Origin of the sequence: Rhodoferax ferrireducens, from assembly GCF_003347515.1 — a bacterium.
Lineage (GTDB): Bacteria > Pseudomonadota > Gammaproteobacteria > Burkholderiales > Burkholderiaceae_C > Rhodoferax.
On record NZ_QEII01000298.1, the window covers coordinates 170,760 to 186,063 of the forward strand.

General features: G+C 56.6%; 12 protein-coding genes. All 12 read right to left on the bottom strand.

Annotated elements, in window-relative coordinates; all coding sequences use genetic code 11:
* Positions 1 to 8 precede the first annotated feature (8 nt).
* The 12 genes from C5P05_RS34665 to C5P05_RS21280 all read right to left on the bottom strand — a co-directional run bounded on the left by C5P05_RS34665 (position 9) and on the right by C5P05_RS21280 (position 15,246).
* Positions 9 to 1,106: a glycosyltransferase family 4 protein gene (locus C5P05_RS34665; protein ID WP_232834606.1), complete on the bottom strand. Its 1,098-nt coding sequence runs from the start codon at positions 1,104 to 1,106 to the stop codon at positions 9 to 11.
* The gene (locus tag C5P05_RS21230) at positions 1,103 to 2,305 is read right to left on the bottom strand and encodes a TIGR04063 family PEP-CTERM/XrtA system glycosyltransferase (RefSeq protein ID WP_114971963.1); all 1,203 of its coding nucleotides are present in this window, start codon (positions 2,303 to 2,305) and stop codon (positions 1,103 to 1,105) included. The genes C5P05_RS34665 and C5P05_RS21230 overlap by 4 nt, the downstream gene beginning before the upstream one ends.
* Positions 2,306 to 2,307: 2 nt before the next feature.
* A complete protein-coding gene (locus C5P05_RS21235; RefSeq protein WP_114971831.1) occupies positions 2,308 to 4,233 on the bottom strand; it encodes an XrtA/PEP-CTERM system amidotransferase in 1,926 nt (641 codons plus the stop codon).
* 5 nt (positions 4,234 to 4,238) lie between these two features.
* The gene (locus C5P05_RS21240) at positions 4,239 to 5,414 is read right to left on the bottom strand and encodes a TIGR03088 family PEP-CTERM/XrtA system glycosyltransferase (protein ID WP_114971832.1); all 1,176 of its coding nucleotides are present in this window, start codon (positions 5,412 to 5,414) and stop codon (positions 4,239 to 4,241) included.
* Positions 5,415 to 6,695 carry a nucleotide sugar dehydrogenase gene (locus C5P05_RS21245; protein WP_114971833.1) on the bottom strand — a complete coding sequence of 427 codons (1,281 nt, stop codon included), beginning with the start codon at positions 6,693 to 6,695 and terminating at the stop codon, positions 5,415 to 5,417.
* A 65-nt stretch (positions 6,696 to 6,760) separates the two neighbouring features.
* Entirely contained in the window at positions 6,761 to 8,344 is a 1,584-nt protein-coding gene (gene xrtA / locus C5P05_RS21250) for an exosortase A (protein WP_114971834.1), read from the bottom strand.
* Positions 8,341 to 9,579 (bottom strand): TIGR03087 family PEP-CTERM/XrtA system glycosyltransferase, encoded by a 1,239-nt coding sequence (locus C5P05_RS21255; RefSeq protein ID WP_114971835.1) that lies wholly within the window; start codon positions 9,577 to 9,579, stop codon positions 8,341 to 8,343. Before C5P05_RS21255 ends, xrtA begins: the two co-directional genes overlap by 4 nt.
* A gap of 8 nt (positions 9,580 to 9,587) precedes the next feature.
* On the bottom strand, positions 9,588 to 10,649 hold the full coding sequence (locus tag C5P05_RS21260; RefSeq protein WP_114971836.1) for a FemAB family XrtA/PEP-CTERM system-associated protein: 1,062 nt from the start codon (positions 10,647 to 10,649) through the stop codon (positions 9,588 to 9,590).
* Entirely contained in the window at positions 10,633 to 11,496 is an 864-nt protein-coding gene (locus C5P05_RS21265; protein ID WP_114971837.1) for an XrtA system polysaccharide deacetylase, read from the bottom strand. The genes C5P05_RS21260 and C5P05_RS21265 overlap by 17 nt, the downstream gene beginning before the upstream one ends.
* A gap of 10 nt (positions 11,497 to 11,506) precedes the next feature.
* On the bottom strand, positions 11,507 to 12,673 hold the full coding sequence (gene wecB, locus C5P05_RS21270) for a non-hydrolyzing UDP-N-acetylglucosamine 2-epimerase (RefSeq protein ID WP_114971838.1): 1,167 nt from the start codon (positions 12,671 to 12,673) through the stop codon (positions 11,507 to 11,509).
* The gene (locus C5P05_RS21275; protein ID WP_114971839.1) at positions 12,670 to 13,776 is read right to left on the bottom strand and encodes an XrtA/PEP-CTERM system-associated ATPase; all 1,107 of its coding nucleotides are present in this window, start codon (positions 13,774 to 13,776) and stop codon (positions 12,670 to 12,672) included. Before C5P05_RS21275 ends, wecB begins: the two co-directional genes overlap by 4 nt.
* 3 nt (positions 13,777 to 13,779) lie before the next feature.
* The gene (locus tag C5P05_RS21280) at positions 13,780 to 15,246 is read right to left on the bottom strand and encodes a TIGR03016 family PEP-CTERM system-associated outer membrane protein (RefSeq protein WP_157979421.1); all 1,467 of its coding nucleotides are present in this window, start codon (positions 15,244 to 15,246) and stop codon (positions 13,780 to 13,782) included.
* Positions 15,247 to 15,304 lie beyond the last annotated feature (58 nt).

A 15,304-nucleotide genomic window follows, 5' to 3' on the forward strand; every position in this document is an offset into this window, starting at 1 on the left:
CCAGTTAGTCAGGGCGTGGCCTGCTGCAAGGCTCGCCGATAAACAGCACCTAGCACGGGCTGCACGCAAAACCACGTGTAGCGTTGCGCCTCTTGCAGACCGGCCTTCGCCAGTTGCTGCCAAAGGGGCTCGTCTGACAACAACACCATGCAAGCTTGCGCCATGGAAGCCGGATCAGCCGGTGGCACCAGTGAGGCGGTTACACCGTGTTGCGCAAGATGGGGAATACCGCCTACATTGGTGCTGACCACGGGCACACCGCTGGCCCAGGCTTCAAGCACTGAGTTTGGCATGTTGTCGGCCAGGCTTGGGTTGAGCATGAGGTCTGCACTGCGGTACAGCGCGGCCATGGCATCGCAGTCAAGGCGACCAGCGAACTGCACCGCATCGCCAAGGCCCTGCTCAAGAACGAACTGGCGCAGGCACTGCTCCTCGGGGCCACTGCCGGCAATGGTGAGGCGTGACTGCTGAAAGCTTGCCCTGATGATTTGAAATGCACGGATGGCGGTTTCGTTGTCGTACAGCGGCTCCAGGTTTCGCGCGACGACCAGGTGGGGCGCTCCCTTGCGAACAGGGTCACGCGGATGAAATCTGCTGAGGTCAATGATGTTGGGGACAATGTCACTGTGCATGCCAAAGCGGGAAAACACACCCTGCAAGAAACCCGAAGGCACGACGAGTGCGCGAGTCCGACGCATGGTGAACCTGACCAGGTGCCCGGAGCGCTGGAGAAACTCCTCTGCCTCGCCGCCCCGATAGTTGACCACCACGGCTACACCGCGACAGCGAGCCACCCAGACGGCTGGGGCAGCAAACAAGTGCCATGACCAGCCGGAGTTGGCCATGATGTGAAAAATATCTGTACGGCCGGCGGCACGCCAAAGCGATACCAGGAAAGGGGCCAGTCTGAACAAGGAGCGTAGCACTGGCACGCTACCGATCCAGCTTGGCCGATACGGTGGATTGACCTGCACAGTGGTGACGATGGCGCCACCTGCGGTCAATAGCTCAGCCAATTGCCGAGTCTGATTAGCCATGCCACCCGATGGTGGCGGCAGCGGACCAATCAGGCCTATGCGCAGTCCGGGCAAGCAGGGCATGGTCATGAGTTGCTCGCCAGCGCTGAGTAGGCCTTGGCGTAGTTGGCCACACTGTTGGTCCAGTTGCGTTCTGCTTCCACAAAGCGTCTGCCTGCCTCACGCATAGCTGGCCAGCGGGCTTGGGCAGCCAGCAGATCAAACACCGTTTGTGTCAATGCATCGGCACTGCCGGCCTTGAACAGCATGCCGGTCTCGCCATGGCGAATCAACTCTTTGTGACCGCCAACGTCAGACGCCACCAGCAACCTGCCTTGAGCCATGGCTTCGAGGGGTTTAAGCGGGGTAACCAGTTCAGTCAGGCGCATGGAGTGACGGGGGTAGACCAGCACGTCCACCAGATCGTAATAACGTTGCACCTGATCGTGCGGCACGCGACCGGTAAAGACCACCTTGTCGGCCACGCCCAAGCGCTGGGCTTGGGCCTTCAGCGCGGCGTCTTGCGGGCCACCGCCCACCAGAAGCACACGCACATCGGGTCGCTGTACCAGGATGCCCGGCAGCGCGTCAAGCAGCAGATCGAGCCCTTCGTAGGCATAAAACGAACCGATGAAACCAATGACACTGGCATCTTGCTGGCCTAGCTGGGCCTTGAGCGCCGCGTCGGGCTGGCCACCAGGCTCAAACGATTCGATGTCGACCGCGTTGGAAATGACAGTGACCTTGGCGACGGGGATACCACGGGCCACGATGTCGCTGCGCAGGCCTTCGCAAATGGTAAACACGTGGTGGGCGCGTTTGAGCGCCCGGGTTTCAAGCCAGTGGGTCAAGTCATAGCGCAGGCTGCCCTCAGAAGTGGTGCCGTGGTCCACGGCAGCATCTTCCCAAAAGGCGCGCACTTCATAGACCACCGGAATGCCCAGTCGCTTGCCCACGCGCAGCGCAGGCAAGGCGTTAAGAACCGGGGAATGGGCGTGGATGATGTTAGGCCGCAGTTGTTCGGCCACCTGCTGCAGGCGACGCTCCAGTTGGCGCATAAGAGCGATTTCGCCCAGTCCGGGCAGCTGGCTTACGGGCTCAGGTGGGGTGCGGTAAAAGTGCCAGCCGTCTACATTTTCCTCCGGCACGTCGCAGTCAATTTGCTTGGGGCTGGTGAGGTGGAAGGTTTCCCACCCTAGCTTGCGCTGCTCGCGCAAAATAGAGAGCGTGCGAAAGGTGTAGCCGCTGTGCAGCGGGATGGAGTGATCAAGGACGTGGAGGATACGCAAGCTCATGCGGTCACCGCTACGGACTCAGCCTTACTGGTGTCTACCACTTGTCGCAAAAAGGCTTCAAACATCAGCAGCGTCCACAGCGGCGCGCTGTAGTCGCTAGCGCCAGACTGATGAGCCTCAACCAGATGATGCAAGTAGGCCGGGTTGAACCAGCCGGTAGCGGCCAGCCGCTCACCCAGCACCGCGTCGCGCACGCGCTGCTTCAGAGGGCCGCGGAACCAGCGCGCCAACGGCACAGAAAAACCCATCTTGGGTCGGTACAGCACATCTTGCGGCAGGTACGGCTCCATGGACTTTTTGAAGATGTATTTGCCTTCTTGGCCGCGAATTTTGTGACTGGATGGCAGTGTGGCCAGCCACTCTACAAGCTCATGGTCCATCAAGGGCTCGCGCACCTCGAGGGAATGAGCCATGCTGGCGCGGTCGACCTTGGTGTTGATGTCGCCAACCAAATAGGTTTTGAGGTCCACGTATTGAATGAGTGCGAGCGGGTCGTCGGTGTCGGCTTGGGCCGCGTGACGGTTGAATACTTCTTTCGCGTTGTAGCCAGCTAGCTCAGTTTTAAAGCGCGGGCTGAACAACGCCTCCCGCATGGGGCCGCGCAGGATGGAGATCGTATGAAAATAGGCCCCTACCGAGCCGCGGGCCAGACCCTCGAAGGTAGTTTTGGCGCGAAACATGCGCGGCGCCCAGTCAGCTTTGGGGTAGAACCTGCCCAGCGTACCAAACACCGGGCCGCGCACACTCTGGGGCAGCGCGGCGCGCATGCGCTCTTCCATCAGGTGCATGCGATAGCGGCGGTAGCCGCCTAACGATTCGTCGCCACCATCGCCGGATAGTGCCACAGTCACATGCTTGCGCGCCAGTTGGCAAACCCGGTAGGTGGGGATGGCAGAGCTGTCGGCATAGGGTTCGTCGTACAGGCGAGCCAGGGTGTCGATGAGGTCGAAGTCATCGCTTTTGACAACTTCAACACGATGGTTGGTGTGATAGCGATAGGCAACCGTTTGCGCAAAGGCAGACTCGTTGAAAGCCGGGTCGTCAAAGCCAATGGAGCAGGTGTTGACGGGCTCTTGGGATAAGCCGGCCATGACTGCGACGACGGCGCTACTGTCCACCCCGCCCGATAAAAAGGCACCGAGCGGCACCTCCGCGATCATGCGCAGGCGAACGGACTCCTTCAAACGTTGGACCAGTTCAGCTTGGGCGTCGGCCTCCGAGATCGGGTTGTCCAGACTAAAACGAACATCCCAGTACGCCACTGGCTCGCCAATCGGATGACCACGCCGAATGGCGAGGGTGTGGGCGGGCGACAGCTTACGGGCCTGTTTGAAGATGGTGCGAGGCTCGGCCACGTAACCCAATGCAAAATATTCTTCCACGGCCAGAGGATCAATGTCGCGACGCAGGCCGCCATGGGCCAGGATGGACTTGAGTTCCGAGCCGAACAGCAGGGTGCCGTCGTCCAGCAGCGCGTAATACATGGGTTTGACGCCCAGGCGGTCACGCGCCATGAAGAAGATTTGCTGGTTGCGGTCCCACAAGGCGAAGGCAAACATGCCGCGAAAACGCTTGACGCAATCGGCACCCCAGGATTCCCAGGCATGGACAATGACCTCGGTGTCGCTTTTTGTGTGAAACACATGGCCCAGCGCCTGCAGCTCGGGAATGAGTTGCTGGTAGTTGTAGATTTCACCATTGAAGACGACCACCACAGAACCATCTTCGTTGAATAGGGGCTGCTGACCGGTGGCAATGTCGATGATGGACAGGCGCCGATGGCCCAAGCCCACGCCGGGCTCGATGTGCAGACTGCCCTCGTCCGGACCGCGGTGCAGTTGCGAGTCGTTCATGCGCTGAAGCACAGCGCGGCTGATGCCACAGCTGCCTCGGGTGTCAAAGATACCGGTAATGCCACACATGATGTTTATTGATTTTGTTGGATGGGGTGCATGGGATGTATGCGGTGCAACTGCTGGTCATACACAGACTGGTAGGTGAACACCATGGACTGCATGCTGAATGAGGTCTGCACACGCTGGCGACCCGCCTGACCCATGTTGCGAGCCAGCTCGCGGTTGGAGGCCAGCGCCACCAACTGATGCGCCATGGTCTGCGGATTCGCAGAGGGAACGATATAACCGGTCTGCCCCGGCACAACGAGGTCGGCGTTACCGCCCACTGCCGTGGCGACTACGGCCAAGCCGCTGGCCATGGCCTCCAGAATGGTGTTGGAGATGCCCTCGGCCAGTGAGGGCAAGGCAAAGACGTGCAGGCCACGCATGATGTCGGACACGTCGCTTCGCTCGCCAGGCAACCAGGCCAAATGGGCCAAGCCTGCGGCCTGCAGCACAGCTTGGACCTGCGCACGCAAAGGTCCCTCTCCCACCATGGTGAGGCGCATACGGGACTGAAGTTCAGGGGCCAGGGCAAGGGCTTGCACAAAAGCATTCGCCAGCATGACCTGGTCTTTGACGGTTTGCATGCGGCCCACGGTACCGACCAGCCAATGCTGCGCCGGATCGAACGGGCAGCCGACAATGGGCTGCGGCCCAGCGGGAGCCGGGCAGAAGAGCGAGGTGTCGACCCCGTTGTAGGCCTGCGTGATTTTTTCTCGCGGAACACGTACCTTGTCCACCAGATAATCAGCCAGATCACGCGACAGAGCCGTGTAGTGGTGGACGAAGGGATTGTAGAAACGGCGTACGCGCTGATAGGTGACGTTGTTGCCATCCAGGTCTCCCACGTCGCGGCCGTGTTCACCGTGAATGCGAATCGGCACCCCGGCGGCCCAGGCGGGGGCCTGCACTTCGAGCGCAGCGAGGTTTCGGCTATGAACGATTGCGGGTCGCAGCTGACGGAACAGCTTGAACAGTTTGGGGTATTGCCAGACGCCGTGGCCCGGCGGCTTGCAGAGAGAGATGAACTCAACGTCGCTGCGCTTGATGCGCTGGCCGAACTCCGACACTTCGGTCAGCGCGAGTACAGCATGTCGATAGGCGTGGGCGGGCATGTGGTTGATAAGGTTGACAATGCCATTCTCCAGCCCGCCCGTGTCAAAGCGATACATCACATGGAGCACGAGGGGGCGATGGTCTGGCATTTACAGGCGCCAGAGTTTGTAACCAGCCTCTTCGATAGACCTGCGGTCGAAAGCGGCCTTGACGTCAATGAACGCCCCGCCCTTGACCAGTTTTTTGCCAAAGTCTTCCACGGTCAATGTGGCGTATTCCCGGTGTGCTACCGCCGCCACGATAGCGTCAGCCCGGGGCAGATCAGCCCATGACAACAGAGGCACACCATATTCATGCATGGCTTCATCCGACTCGGCCCGTGGGTCGGTCACAAAAACTTCTACGCCGTACGACTTGAGTTCATTGATGATGTCAATCACTTTGGAGTTACGCAAGTCGCCACAGTCCTCCTTGAAGGTGAGCCCAAGCACATTCACTTTGGCACCTTTGATGTAACTGCCGGCCGCAATCATGTGCTTGATGGTCTGCTCTGCAATGAACTTTCCCATGCCGTCATTGATGCGGCGGCCGGCCAAAATAACTTGTGGGTTGTAGCCCAGCATCTCGGCCTTGTGGGTCAGATAATAGGGGTCAACGCCGATGCAATGGCCGCCTACCAGGCCCGGCTTGAATTTAAGAAAATTCCATTTGGTGCCCGCCGCTTCGAGCACCTCGGTGGTGTCGATGCCGAGCTTGTCGAAAATGATGGAGAGTTCGTTCATCAGGGATATATTCAGATCGCGCTGGGTGTTCTCAATCACCTTGGCTGCCTCTGCGGCCTTGATGCTGGAGGCGCGATGGACGCCGGGCACGATGATGGTCTCATAGAGTTTGGCCACTTTATCCAGCGTGGCGGGGGTATCGCCTGACACAATTTTGAGAATTCTGGTGAGGGTGTGCTCTTTGTCACCGGGGTTGATTCGCTCAGGCGAATAGCCCACGAAAAAGTCTTTCCTCCACTTCAGACCGGACTCCCGCTCCAGTACGGGAATGCAAACCTCTTCTGTGGCGCCCGGATAAACCGTGGATTCGTAAACAACGATGGCGCCCTTTTTCATATGACGACCGACGCTGGTGCTGGAGCCAATGAGCGGACGAAAATCAGGGATATGCGCGTTGTCTACCGGTGTGGGCACAGCCACCACGATGATGTCTGCCTCGGCCAGCATGCCGGGGTCTGCCGTGTACAACGCATGGGGCGAAGCCCGCATCTCATCGTCCGACAATTCACGGGAAGGGTCAACGCCTTTGAGGCACGACTCAACCTTGGACGCCGCGATATCAAACCCGATGGTGCGAAAGTGTTTGCCAAACTCCACCACCAGAGGCAAACCCACATACCCTAAACCAATTACTGCAACGACATTCATCACGAAACCTCCACAGCATTCATAAAATCAAAGAGCGCTCAAATTTCTTGTTTGTCACTTGTCCATCACTTTTTTCCCCGCGTCTTCAGCAATAACTCATTGATGGCCGCGTAATTAGTAGCCCAAAAGGAGTCCAACACCGCTTCGGCGCCCCCGGCCTGGTCTTTAGGGGTATAGACGATGATGACTGCAGAGTCATCACCACGCCCCAATAGCCGGTGGAACGCGCCATAGGCCTTGGCAAGGTAATCGCTGGAAATCAGCGTTCCATTGATCCAGTAAACTTGAAAAACCATCATCCGACCTTCATGGGCTGTGTCGGTCAAGGCGGCACTACGCAGTTCTGCCGTGCGCAAGGCAAGCTGTTTGCCACCGAAAGTGACCTTCCGGGTACCGCTGTCCACCAGGACCCACTGCGGATCTTTACTCGTAACCAGCACATTGTTGGAACTGACCAACTTCCGGCTGTAATCCTGATGGCGGTAATAGCCCAGATACAGCCCCACGGTACGGCCCTGACTGGCGTAGCTGCTGTTCATTTCGGCGGATGGATTCTGGAAAGCCGGCTTAAAGTCAGCCACAGCCGGACTAACGGATAGCCAGCTTGGAGCCAGAGCCGTCGGCGCAGTGAACGAGACCGGATCGAGCCCTTTGCCCCGATCAGTAGCCCACAGAGCGATATGGGGCAATGTCACCAGTGCCACCAAACAAACCGTGCTTGTCCATAGCCTTGCAGTTGTCACCGGGTGCTTCTGCGCGGGGAACCCGGAGCCGCTCTCGCCCATCAATTTCTCGGGTTCTGCCCAACGGGCGCCGATGACGAACATCAGCATAATAACGACGCCAAAAAAGAGCCAGCCGTAAATCAGGTGATCAACGCCTGCTGCGAGTTTGTTGCCCGAGACGTGCCCCAGCATGACGATGATGTAGGCGCGCATCCAGTTGGCAACGACGGGGACAACAATAGAGACCATCACGAACAGGATGCGGCGCTTGTTGGATTGGTAGTTCAAGTAGGCAAACAGGGTGCCCACGGTGAGCGAGGCAATCAAGTACCGCACGCCGCTGCAAGCCTCCACCACCGACCAGTTACCGGAAGGAATGACAAACTGTAGCCCTTCACGATAGACGGGAATGCCACTCAGGCGCAAGGCGATCACGGTGAAATTTGCCGTCCACTCCATGAGCTGAGGCATGAGAAATTCACCAATAGGCACGGCAAAAAATAAGAAACCTAGCGGGAAAATAATCACACGCGTAACAGTCCAACCCAGCACAGCAGGCACGGCCAAAACCAGCAGCGCTACAAACGCCAGTTGCGTAAGCGCATTGATAGCGGCCAAATCACCCAGTAGCCAGACAAAGGCAGCACAAGCAATGAACAGAAATGATCCAAACGCTGGCTGGGGTGTCTGCACAGCAATTGCATGGCGCTGTCGCCAGACTAGCCACAACACAATCGGAGGCACCAGGAAGCCGTGGGTAAAGGTGTCAGACCGGGCCCAGATTGTCACGATGGCAGCGCCGGTCTCGCGGTACAAGAAAATCGTCCAGACCACCAGCGAGGTCAATGCGGTAAGGGCCTGCCGCCATGGCTGCGCCACATGTGCATTGGCCGCAAAAACGTAGGGGGTCGCGACTGGGTTCATGCGTTTTCTCGTGCAGGCGTTTGATCACCCAAATAGCGGTCGATGCCGCCCAAGTGAGCGGTCCAGCTGTAGCTCTCGATCACCCGCAGTCTTGCGGACTGTCCCACGGCAGCAGCCCGAGCCGGCGCTTTAAGCAAAGAATCAATTTCGCGTACAAAGCCGCCGACCCCTGAAGCACAAACCAATTCTTCGCTTCGTGCCGCGATCACCTGCGCGCATGAACGGGAGGCCACCACCGGCCTGCCCATCGCCATGGCCTCCAAAATTTTATTTTGAATACCACGCGCCACCCGCAAAGGCGCCACCACCAGCGCTGCATGCTGCAGATAAGGCCGGACATCAGGCACGGTTCCGGTGACCACCACCGAATAAGACGCCAGGGCCAAAACGGACTGCGGCGGATTGCGTCCTACGATATAGAAGCAGAGCTGCGGCCAGGACTGGCGCAACCGCGGCAGGATGTCACGTGCAAACCAGGTGACGGCATCGATGTTGGGCCAGTAATCCATGGCACCGGTGAACACCACGGGCATCTGCTCTGGCGGTAAGGCCGGCCTTGCAAAGGGTGAAGCCCGAAAGGGGTCAGGAGAGAAATAGTCGGTATCAACACCGTTGCTCATGGCAACGACCGTGTCGGCGCATTCAGGTGCCATTTTCTGAAACAAGGTCGTCTCATTCTCAGTCACAAAAAACGACTTTTGAGACCGCGCCGCCACCGTACGTTCGAAGCCCCTCAGTCGCTCGCCCTCTCGCCGATACAGCCATGAAAGAGGCCACCGGTGACTGGTCGCATATTCTGTCCACTTGGCCGAGTCGACATCGACAAAATCGACCACCATGGGTGGACGGGTGACTCCCGGCATGGCCGGCACATACTGTGCCATGACTGACGAAAAAATCACTGTGGCATCAATTTTGTAGTCAGCTAGGGTCTGGTTGACCCATGCTTGCAGATGGGCATCCTGATAGTAATGCAGGCTCAAGGGCTGCTGCGTCAACAATCCAGTGAGGCTACGCAATTTAGCCATTCGGGGGTTGAGCCGCGCAACATACAGATCAGGACACATTTCCCGCACGGTATCAATGTAGGCATCGTCGTCGGGATCGTCCACGAAGGTACCCAGAAAAACACGGTGCCGGGCAGTCAGGTGCTTTAACAAATGATAGGAACGAACTTTGTCACCCTTGTTTGGCGGAAAAGGCAGCCGGTGCACCAGGTAAAGCAAGTTACTCATGATGGCTGTCAACCGAGGTTGCGCACAACAAAAGGCCCCAACCAGTTGGCCAGGACAATGGGCATGCGCCGCCAGGTTTCAATCAGCAGCTTGTATTTGGCGTTGGACGGGTTGTTTTGCGGAATGGCGTCGCGCTTGTAGAGGCAATACTCATAGTGCAGGGGCTTGGGCTCAAAGCCCCAGTTCTTCTTGAACGAGAACGAGCCGGTGCCTTGCTTGCTGCGGCCATAGTCAAACACCTTGAGTCCGCGCAGGCATGCGCGGCGCATTAACTCCCAGTATTTGAAATCATTGGCGGCCAGTTCACGCGCGGATTCATCGTCGCCCGCGTAGTAGGGCAAGACCTCATCACGAAAGTAAAAACTCAACACGCTGCTAAGCGGGCGGCCGTCTGGCGCGGTGACGGTTAGCACTTCGCAATCAGCGCCAAACTCGGCGAGCAAAGACTTGAAGTACCGCTTGGGCATGGCGGGTGTGCCATGGCGGTGAACATTATCCGCATACAGGGCAAAGAAACGATCAACGTCATGGTCAATCTGGCTCACCAGACCATTCTTGATACCTTTGCGAACCATAGCCCGCTGCTTGCGCGGAATGGCCAACATGTTAGCGTCCTCTTCAGGCTGGATTTCCTTTCGAAACGTAACATACAGGTCTTGCGTGGGCCAGTCTGAGTGACGCGGTTTCACGTTGCGCCATTCAAGATGGGCCACACCCAGGCGTTTGGCGATTTGCTGAGCTTCAAGTTCCAAGACGGCGGCAGCCGGCGCGTTGACCGCAGCAACGCCGCCATACACGGCAAAAGGTAGGGCCACCAGTGAGTTGCCAAACAGCCAGCTCTTGACATGGCCAAGAGGCAACACGCCCTGGATACTGCCATCCGCCATGGCATACAAGAAATAGGTGTCGTGGCGAAAAACATCACGCACAATTCTTTGCCATCCAGCGCGATGAAAAAATGTCGCGTCGGGACACGCCATGACGAACTCATCCCACAGCACTGATGTAGCAATGTCTTGCATTGATAGGCGCTTGACGGTCAACACAGGGGTCTCAGGCGACACTGACATGCTTGGCAATTCTGTTCAGAAAAATGTGATCCATACGTCCCCACTTGAAATCACCTAGCAGATGATTCAATCGAACTTGCATCCGGTCAATGTTGACGTAATGGCGAAAGCGCGTTTTCCGGCTGATACCCGCAATACGAGGTTGCCCGGTGTCAAGCTCCCACGGATGGAAATAGAAAATGCCTGACTCGCGGTCATGTCCGTTCACCCGATTGAGCATCCAACGTGACAGGAAGTAGGGCAACAATCTGAAGTATCCCCCACCGCTGGATGGCAAGTTACGGTTTAACACCCGCAACGTCGTAATCGGGATTTCCATCAAACCCGGACGCACCTCGTAGGCAAAGCGAGGTGAGTCCGGCATGCCGTAGTGGTCGTGGCGAATAGGGTAAATGCTTGAGCTGTAGCGGTAACCGGCCCGAGCCAGGCAGTCAAAGGCCCAGAGGTTCCCCGTACCGATCGAAAAACTGGGTGCGCGATAGCCATTGACCTCGCTGCCCGTCAAATCTTCCAGCACAATTTTGGCCAGATGAATATCGGAAAAAAAAGCGGCTTCGGTTTGTTCGCTGGCTCGCTCGTGACCATAGCCGTGGCTGGCTATTTCATGCCCTTCGTGCACGATCTGACGCACTAACTGAGGGTAACGCTCGGCAATCCAGCCCAAGGTAAAGAATGTTGCCTTGGTATCGTGACGCGCCAGCATTTCAAGAATGCAGTTGATGTTGCGCTCTACGCGACATTCACGGGTGTTCCACTCGGAACGTGCAATGTACGGTGCAAATGCAGAGACTTGAAAATAGTCTTCAACATCGATCGTCAATGCGTTGGTAATGGCCGAGGCGGGCATACGGGTCTTCTTAGTTAGTGACCGTTCGCGAGGCGATTTCCGCTGGCCTATGTTTCAACCACCGGTACAAATCAGCCGTAATGCGTTCGGAGGCATGCCCATCCCAAAATTCAGGAACACGACCACGCTTGCCATTTCCAGTCAAGATATCGTGCACAGCACCAAGAATGGCATCACGGTCGCGTCCAACCAGGATATTGGTACCTTGCTCAACGGTAATAGGACGCTCAGTGTTTTCTCGCAGAGTCAAGCAAGGCACGCCGAGCGCCGTCGTTTCCTCCTGCAGACCACCCGAGTCGGTAAGTACGACAGTGGCTCCCGCCATAAGACCCAGCATTTCAAGGTACCCCTGCGGTGGCAATAAAACCATGCGCGCAGAATCAATTAAGTCCATCAGACCGAATCGCTCGATATTGCTGCGGGTTCGCGGATGCAGGGCAATCACCAAGGGCAAGCTGGCTGCAACCTCATCTAGCACTCCGAGTAGCGCACGCAGGGTTTCAGGATCATCCACATTGGAGGGCCGATGCAGGGTCACCACACCATAGCCGAAGGGATGGCTTAATACCAAAGGATCGACATTGCAGGCTTGCAGGGTGTCCTTGGCGCCACGAGCGTTCGCCCGCCCAAATACCACCGAGTCAATCATGACGTTACCCGCAAAACAAACCCTGTTCGACGGTATGCCCTCCCGTGTCAGGTTATCTTCAGCCGTGCGCTCCGTGGTGTAGAGCCTGTCAGATATTTGGTCAGTGAGAATGCGATTGATTTCCTCCGGCATGGCGCGGTCATAGCTACGCAGGCCGGCCTCAATATGCACCACCGGCACACTTTTTTTGACGGCAACCAGTGAACACGCTAGCGTTGAATTGACGTCTCCCACCACCGCCACACATGAAGGCGTGTGTGCATCAATAATGGGCTCGAACCGTCTCATGACTTCGGCCGTTTGGATGGCATGGGTGCCAGACCCCACTTCAAGATTAACGTCCGGCCGGGGCAGGCGCAGATCTTCGAACAGGCGGTCACTCATGTCTTTGTCATAGTGCTGACCGGTATGCACCAGCAACACTGGCAGGGGCGGAATATGTGCCGCCATAGCCCTGAGAATGGGGGCCATTTTCATAAAGTTGGGCCGAGCTCCCACCACGCAAATGACAGGACGCAAGTTGCTCATTGAGTGCTCTCCTGGTTTGCCTTATTGACCGCCGAGACGAGTTTTTTCAGCATGACAAGAATTTCCAGGTTGATACGCTCAAGGCGAAGCACGCTTCCCTCCAGACGTCTCAAGCGACCGTCATATTGCTCAACGCCCAGGCCGTCAATTTGACTTGAAATTGCACCGGCCAAGCCGGGTGTAACCTGCAATTTAACAAGATCGATATCAACCAAATTGGCCGTTGTCAGATCCGCAATTTGTGAATCGGCCCAGTCCGATCGGTCCTCCTGGGTCTTGTTGGCGGGGGCCGCTGATTCATCATGAATCTCGCTCACGACCTCGTTGACATCTTCAAGGTCAAAGGCGTCTTTATTTCCCAAAAATCCAAGTAACAACAAGCGGTCACAAATCAAGTTGATACGGCGGGGAATGCCCCCTGAGGACTGGAAAATGCCTTCATATGCGCCCATATCGAAGCTAGGTCGACCGGACGCACCGGCACATTTCAAACGATGTTCAATATAGCCCCGCGTTTCATCCAGATCCAATGGCCCAATATGGCAAGTGGCGGTGACGCGCTGCCTGAGTTGCTGCATGGTGGGACTTCGCAAAATCGTACGAAACTCGGGTTGCCCAACCAAAAACGTTTGTAGCAGCGCCTGCTGGCCAAACTGAAAGTTGGACAGCATACGTAATTCTTCCACCGCCCGGGATGTGAGGTTTTGAGCCTCATCAACAATCAGCAGGCAGCGTTTACCTTGACTTGCCTGGCTGACCAGATACGCCTCCAGCGCCATGAGCACGTCAGCTTTTGAAACGTCTTTGACACGCACACCAAAAGCCGCGCCCACCATGCGCAGGGTGTCTTCAGCATCGAGTTGCGTGGTGACGAGATTGGCGGCCACGACCTTGGTGGGGTCCAGACTGGCAAGCAAGCCCCGCACAATGGTGGTCTTGCCCGCGCCAACCTCGCCCGTGATAACTATGAAACCTTCGTTTCTTTGCACACCGTACTCAAGGTAGGCCTTAGCTCGTCGGTGCTGCTTGCTGCCAAAATAAAAACTGGGATCAGGGTTCAGCTGAAAGGGTTTGCTGCTTAACCCGTAAAATGATTCGTACATGGGTCAGAACTGCACAATCAAACTACCAATGACGGCGGTTTCGATATAAGACGACGTGTTGCCGCTAGAAACAACGCGACGCACCGCTATAGAAGCTGTGGCCTTTCTGCCTACTCTGCCAGTAACGTTGATGTTGAACGAACGCAATGTAATGTCTTGCTGACTTGAAACCCCAGAGGTGTTTTGCTGCGACACAAGGACACCCAATGAATAGTCGGGCGTTAGGCGATGCGCATAGTTGACCATAAAGCCGCGCTGGCGAACCAACGAAGAATTCGAGAAATCATCGACGCCTGTCGACACAGTGTCGAGCCTGCTGCCCTCGCTTCGCGTGGCAATAAATGTGACAGTATCGCGCACGCCAAGCAACGCCAAGGAAAAATCTTGCCGACGCTGCAATGACACTGCCGCCGTCAAAAAGCTGCTGACGACAATTGCATTTGGACTGATGCCATTTGCCTGCAAATAGGCATTGACCAACCTTGCGCGGGCTGTCGGGTTGGGCTCAAGAGATTCGAACTGGCTGTACAACAGGTCATAGATGGATCCGAGACTGGCAATGCCGGTCTGGCTTGGTGTCGCTGAAACATCCTTGGAATCAGTAAATCGCCACATGGTGCGCGCCGTTCGGTGCGAAAAACTCAGGTTGTGCGCTTCTCCGAATGAACGGTGATCCCGCGATGCTGACAAACTGGTCAACTCTGACGGAAACCAGCTTGCTCCAAAGCCGCTTGTACCGTAACTTTTCTTCTCGATGCTTGTATAGTTATTGGATTCACGTCCTGCATTGGAAAATATGCGCAATTGGGGCGTGATCGAATATGACAAGCCAAGACTTAATCGATCATTTTCGGTGGGACGACCTGCGCTGTAGTTAACAGTTTGACGATTGCCATCTGCCGACCAGCCAAGGTTACGAAAGGCACTAGCACCGCTCAATCTAACGCTGCCATCGACCATACTGACGCCCGATCCCTCAGCCGTATCGCTGTTAGTGACGGATCTGCTGTAACGAGCCTCATAGCTGGCCATATCGCCCAATCGCCCGCGCACGTAGGGCGAAAGCCGGTAGTGGGCAACCTCAGCTTTATTGGCGTTGATAGCGGCATTGTCGACGGACTGCGTACCAAAAGCAGAAACCGCCTGCTGCGAAATGGAGCCATTGAAATCGACAAAAGCCCAGCCATCAACCACCTCCAGCGTACCAAACGTATTGAGACCGTTTTGGAATTGAGTGCTGTCGGGTGATGAATTTTGCGCATACATCACACTGGTTAAAGAATAGTCAAAAAACGTCTTAAGCGTTGCACCGTCAATATTGATGCGGACACCGGCACTGATTTCAGTAATCTGTTCCGACTGCTGTCCATCACTGGCCAGACGCACGTTGTCGGTCAAGGTTTCAGAAACCGAGACACTCGGCATGACAGTCACCTGACCATAGACGCCAGCCGACGCCATGAACAGCATGGCTACCACAGGGCCTGCAACAGCAGGGATTTTCCGGGTTCCGAGAGAAGGCGGATTA

What these genes read in the sequence shown, in the direction of transcription:
- C5P05_RS21260 (WP_114971836.1), bottom strand. Translation starts at nt 10,649, where the DNA reads ATGTCAGTGTCGCCTGAGACCCCTGTGTTGACCGTCAAGCGCCTATCA.
- C5P05_RS21265 (WP_114971837.1), bottom strand. Translation starts at nt 11,496, where the DNA reads ATGCCCGCCTCGGCCATTACCAACGCATTGACGATCGATGTTGAAGAC.
- C5P05_RS21280 (WP_157979421.1), bottom strand. Translation starts at nt 15,246, where the DNA reads ATGCTGTTCATGGCGTCGGCTGGCGTCTATGGTCAGGTGACTGTCATG.
- C5P05_RS21245 (WP_114971833.1), bottom strand. Translation starts at nt 6,695, where the DNA reads ATGAATGTCGTTGCAGTAATTGGTTTAGGGTATGTGGGTTTGCCTCTG.
- C5P05_RS21235 (WP_114971831.1), bottom strand. Translation starts at nt 4,233, where the DNA reads ATGTGTGGCATTACCGGTATCTTTGACACCCGAGGCAGCTGTGGCATC.
- C5P05_RS34665 (WP_232834606.1), bottom strand. Translation starts at nt 1,106, where the DNA reads ATGACCATGCCCTGCTTGCCCGGACTGCGCATAGGCCTGATTGGTCCG.
- xrtA (WP_114971834.1), bottom strand. Translation starts at nt 8,344, where the DNA reads ATGAACCCAGTCGCGACCCCCTACGTTTTTGCGGCCAATGCACATGTG.
- C5P05_RS21275 (WP_114971839.1), bottom strand. Translation starts at nt 13,776, where the DNA reads ATGTACGAATCATTTTACGGGTTAAGCAGCAAACCCTTTCAGCTGAAC.
- C5P05_RS21240 (WP_114971832.1), bottom strand. Translation starts at nt 5,414, where the DNA reads ATGCCAGACCATCGCCCCCTCGTGCTCCATGTGATGTATCGCTTTGAC.
- C5P05_RS21255 (WP_114971835.1), bottom strand. Translation starts at nt 9,579, where the DNA reads ATGAGTAACTTGCTTTACCTGGTGCACCGGCTGCCTTTTCCGCCAAAC.
- wecB (WP_114971838.1), bottom strand. Translation starts at nt 12,673, where the DNA reads ATGAGCAACTTGCGTCCTGTCATTTGCGTGGTGGGAGCTCGGCCCAAC.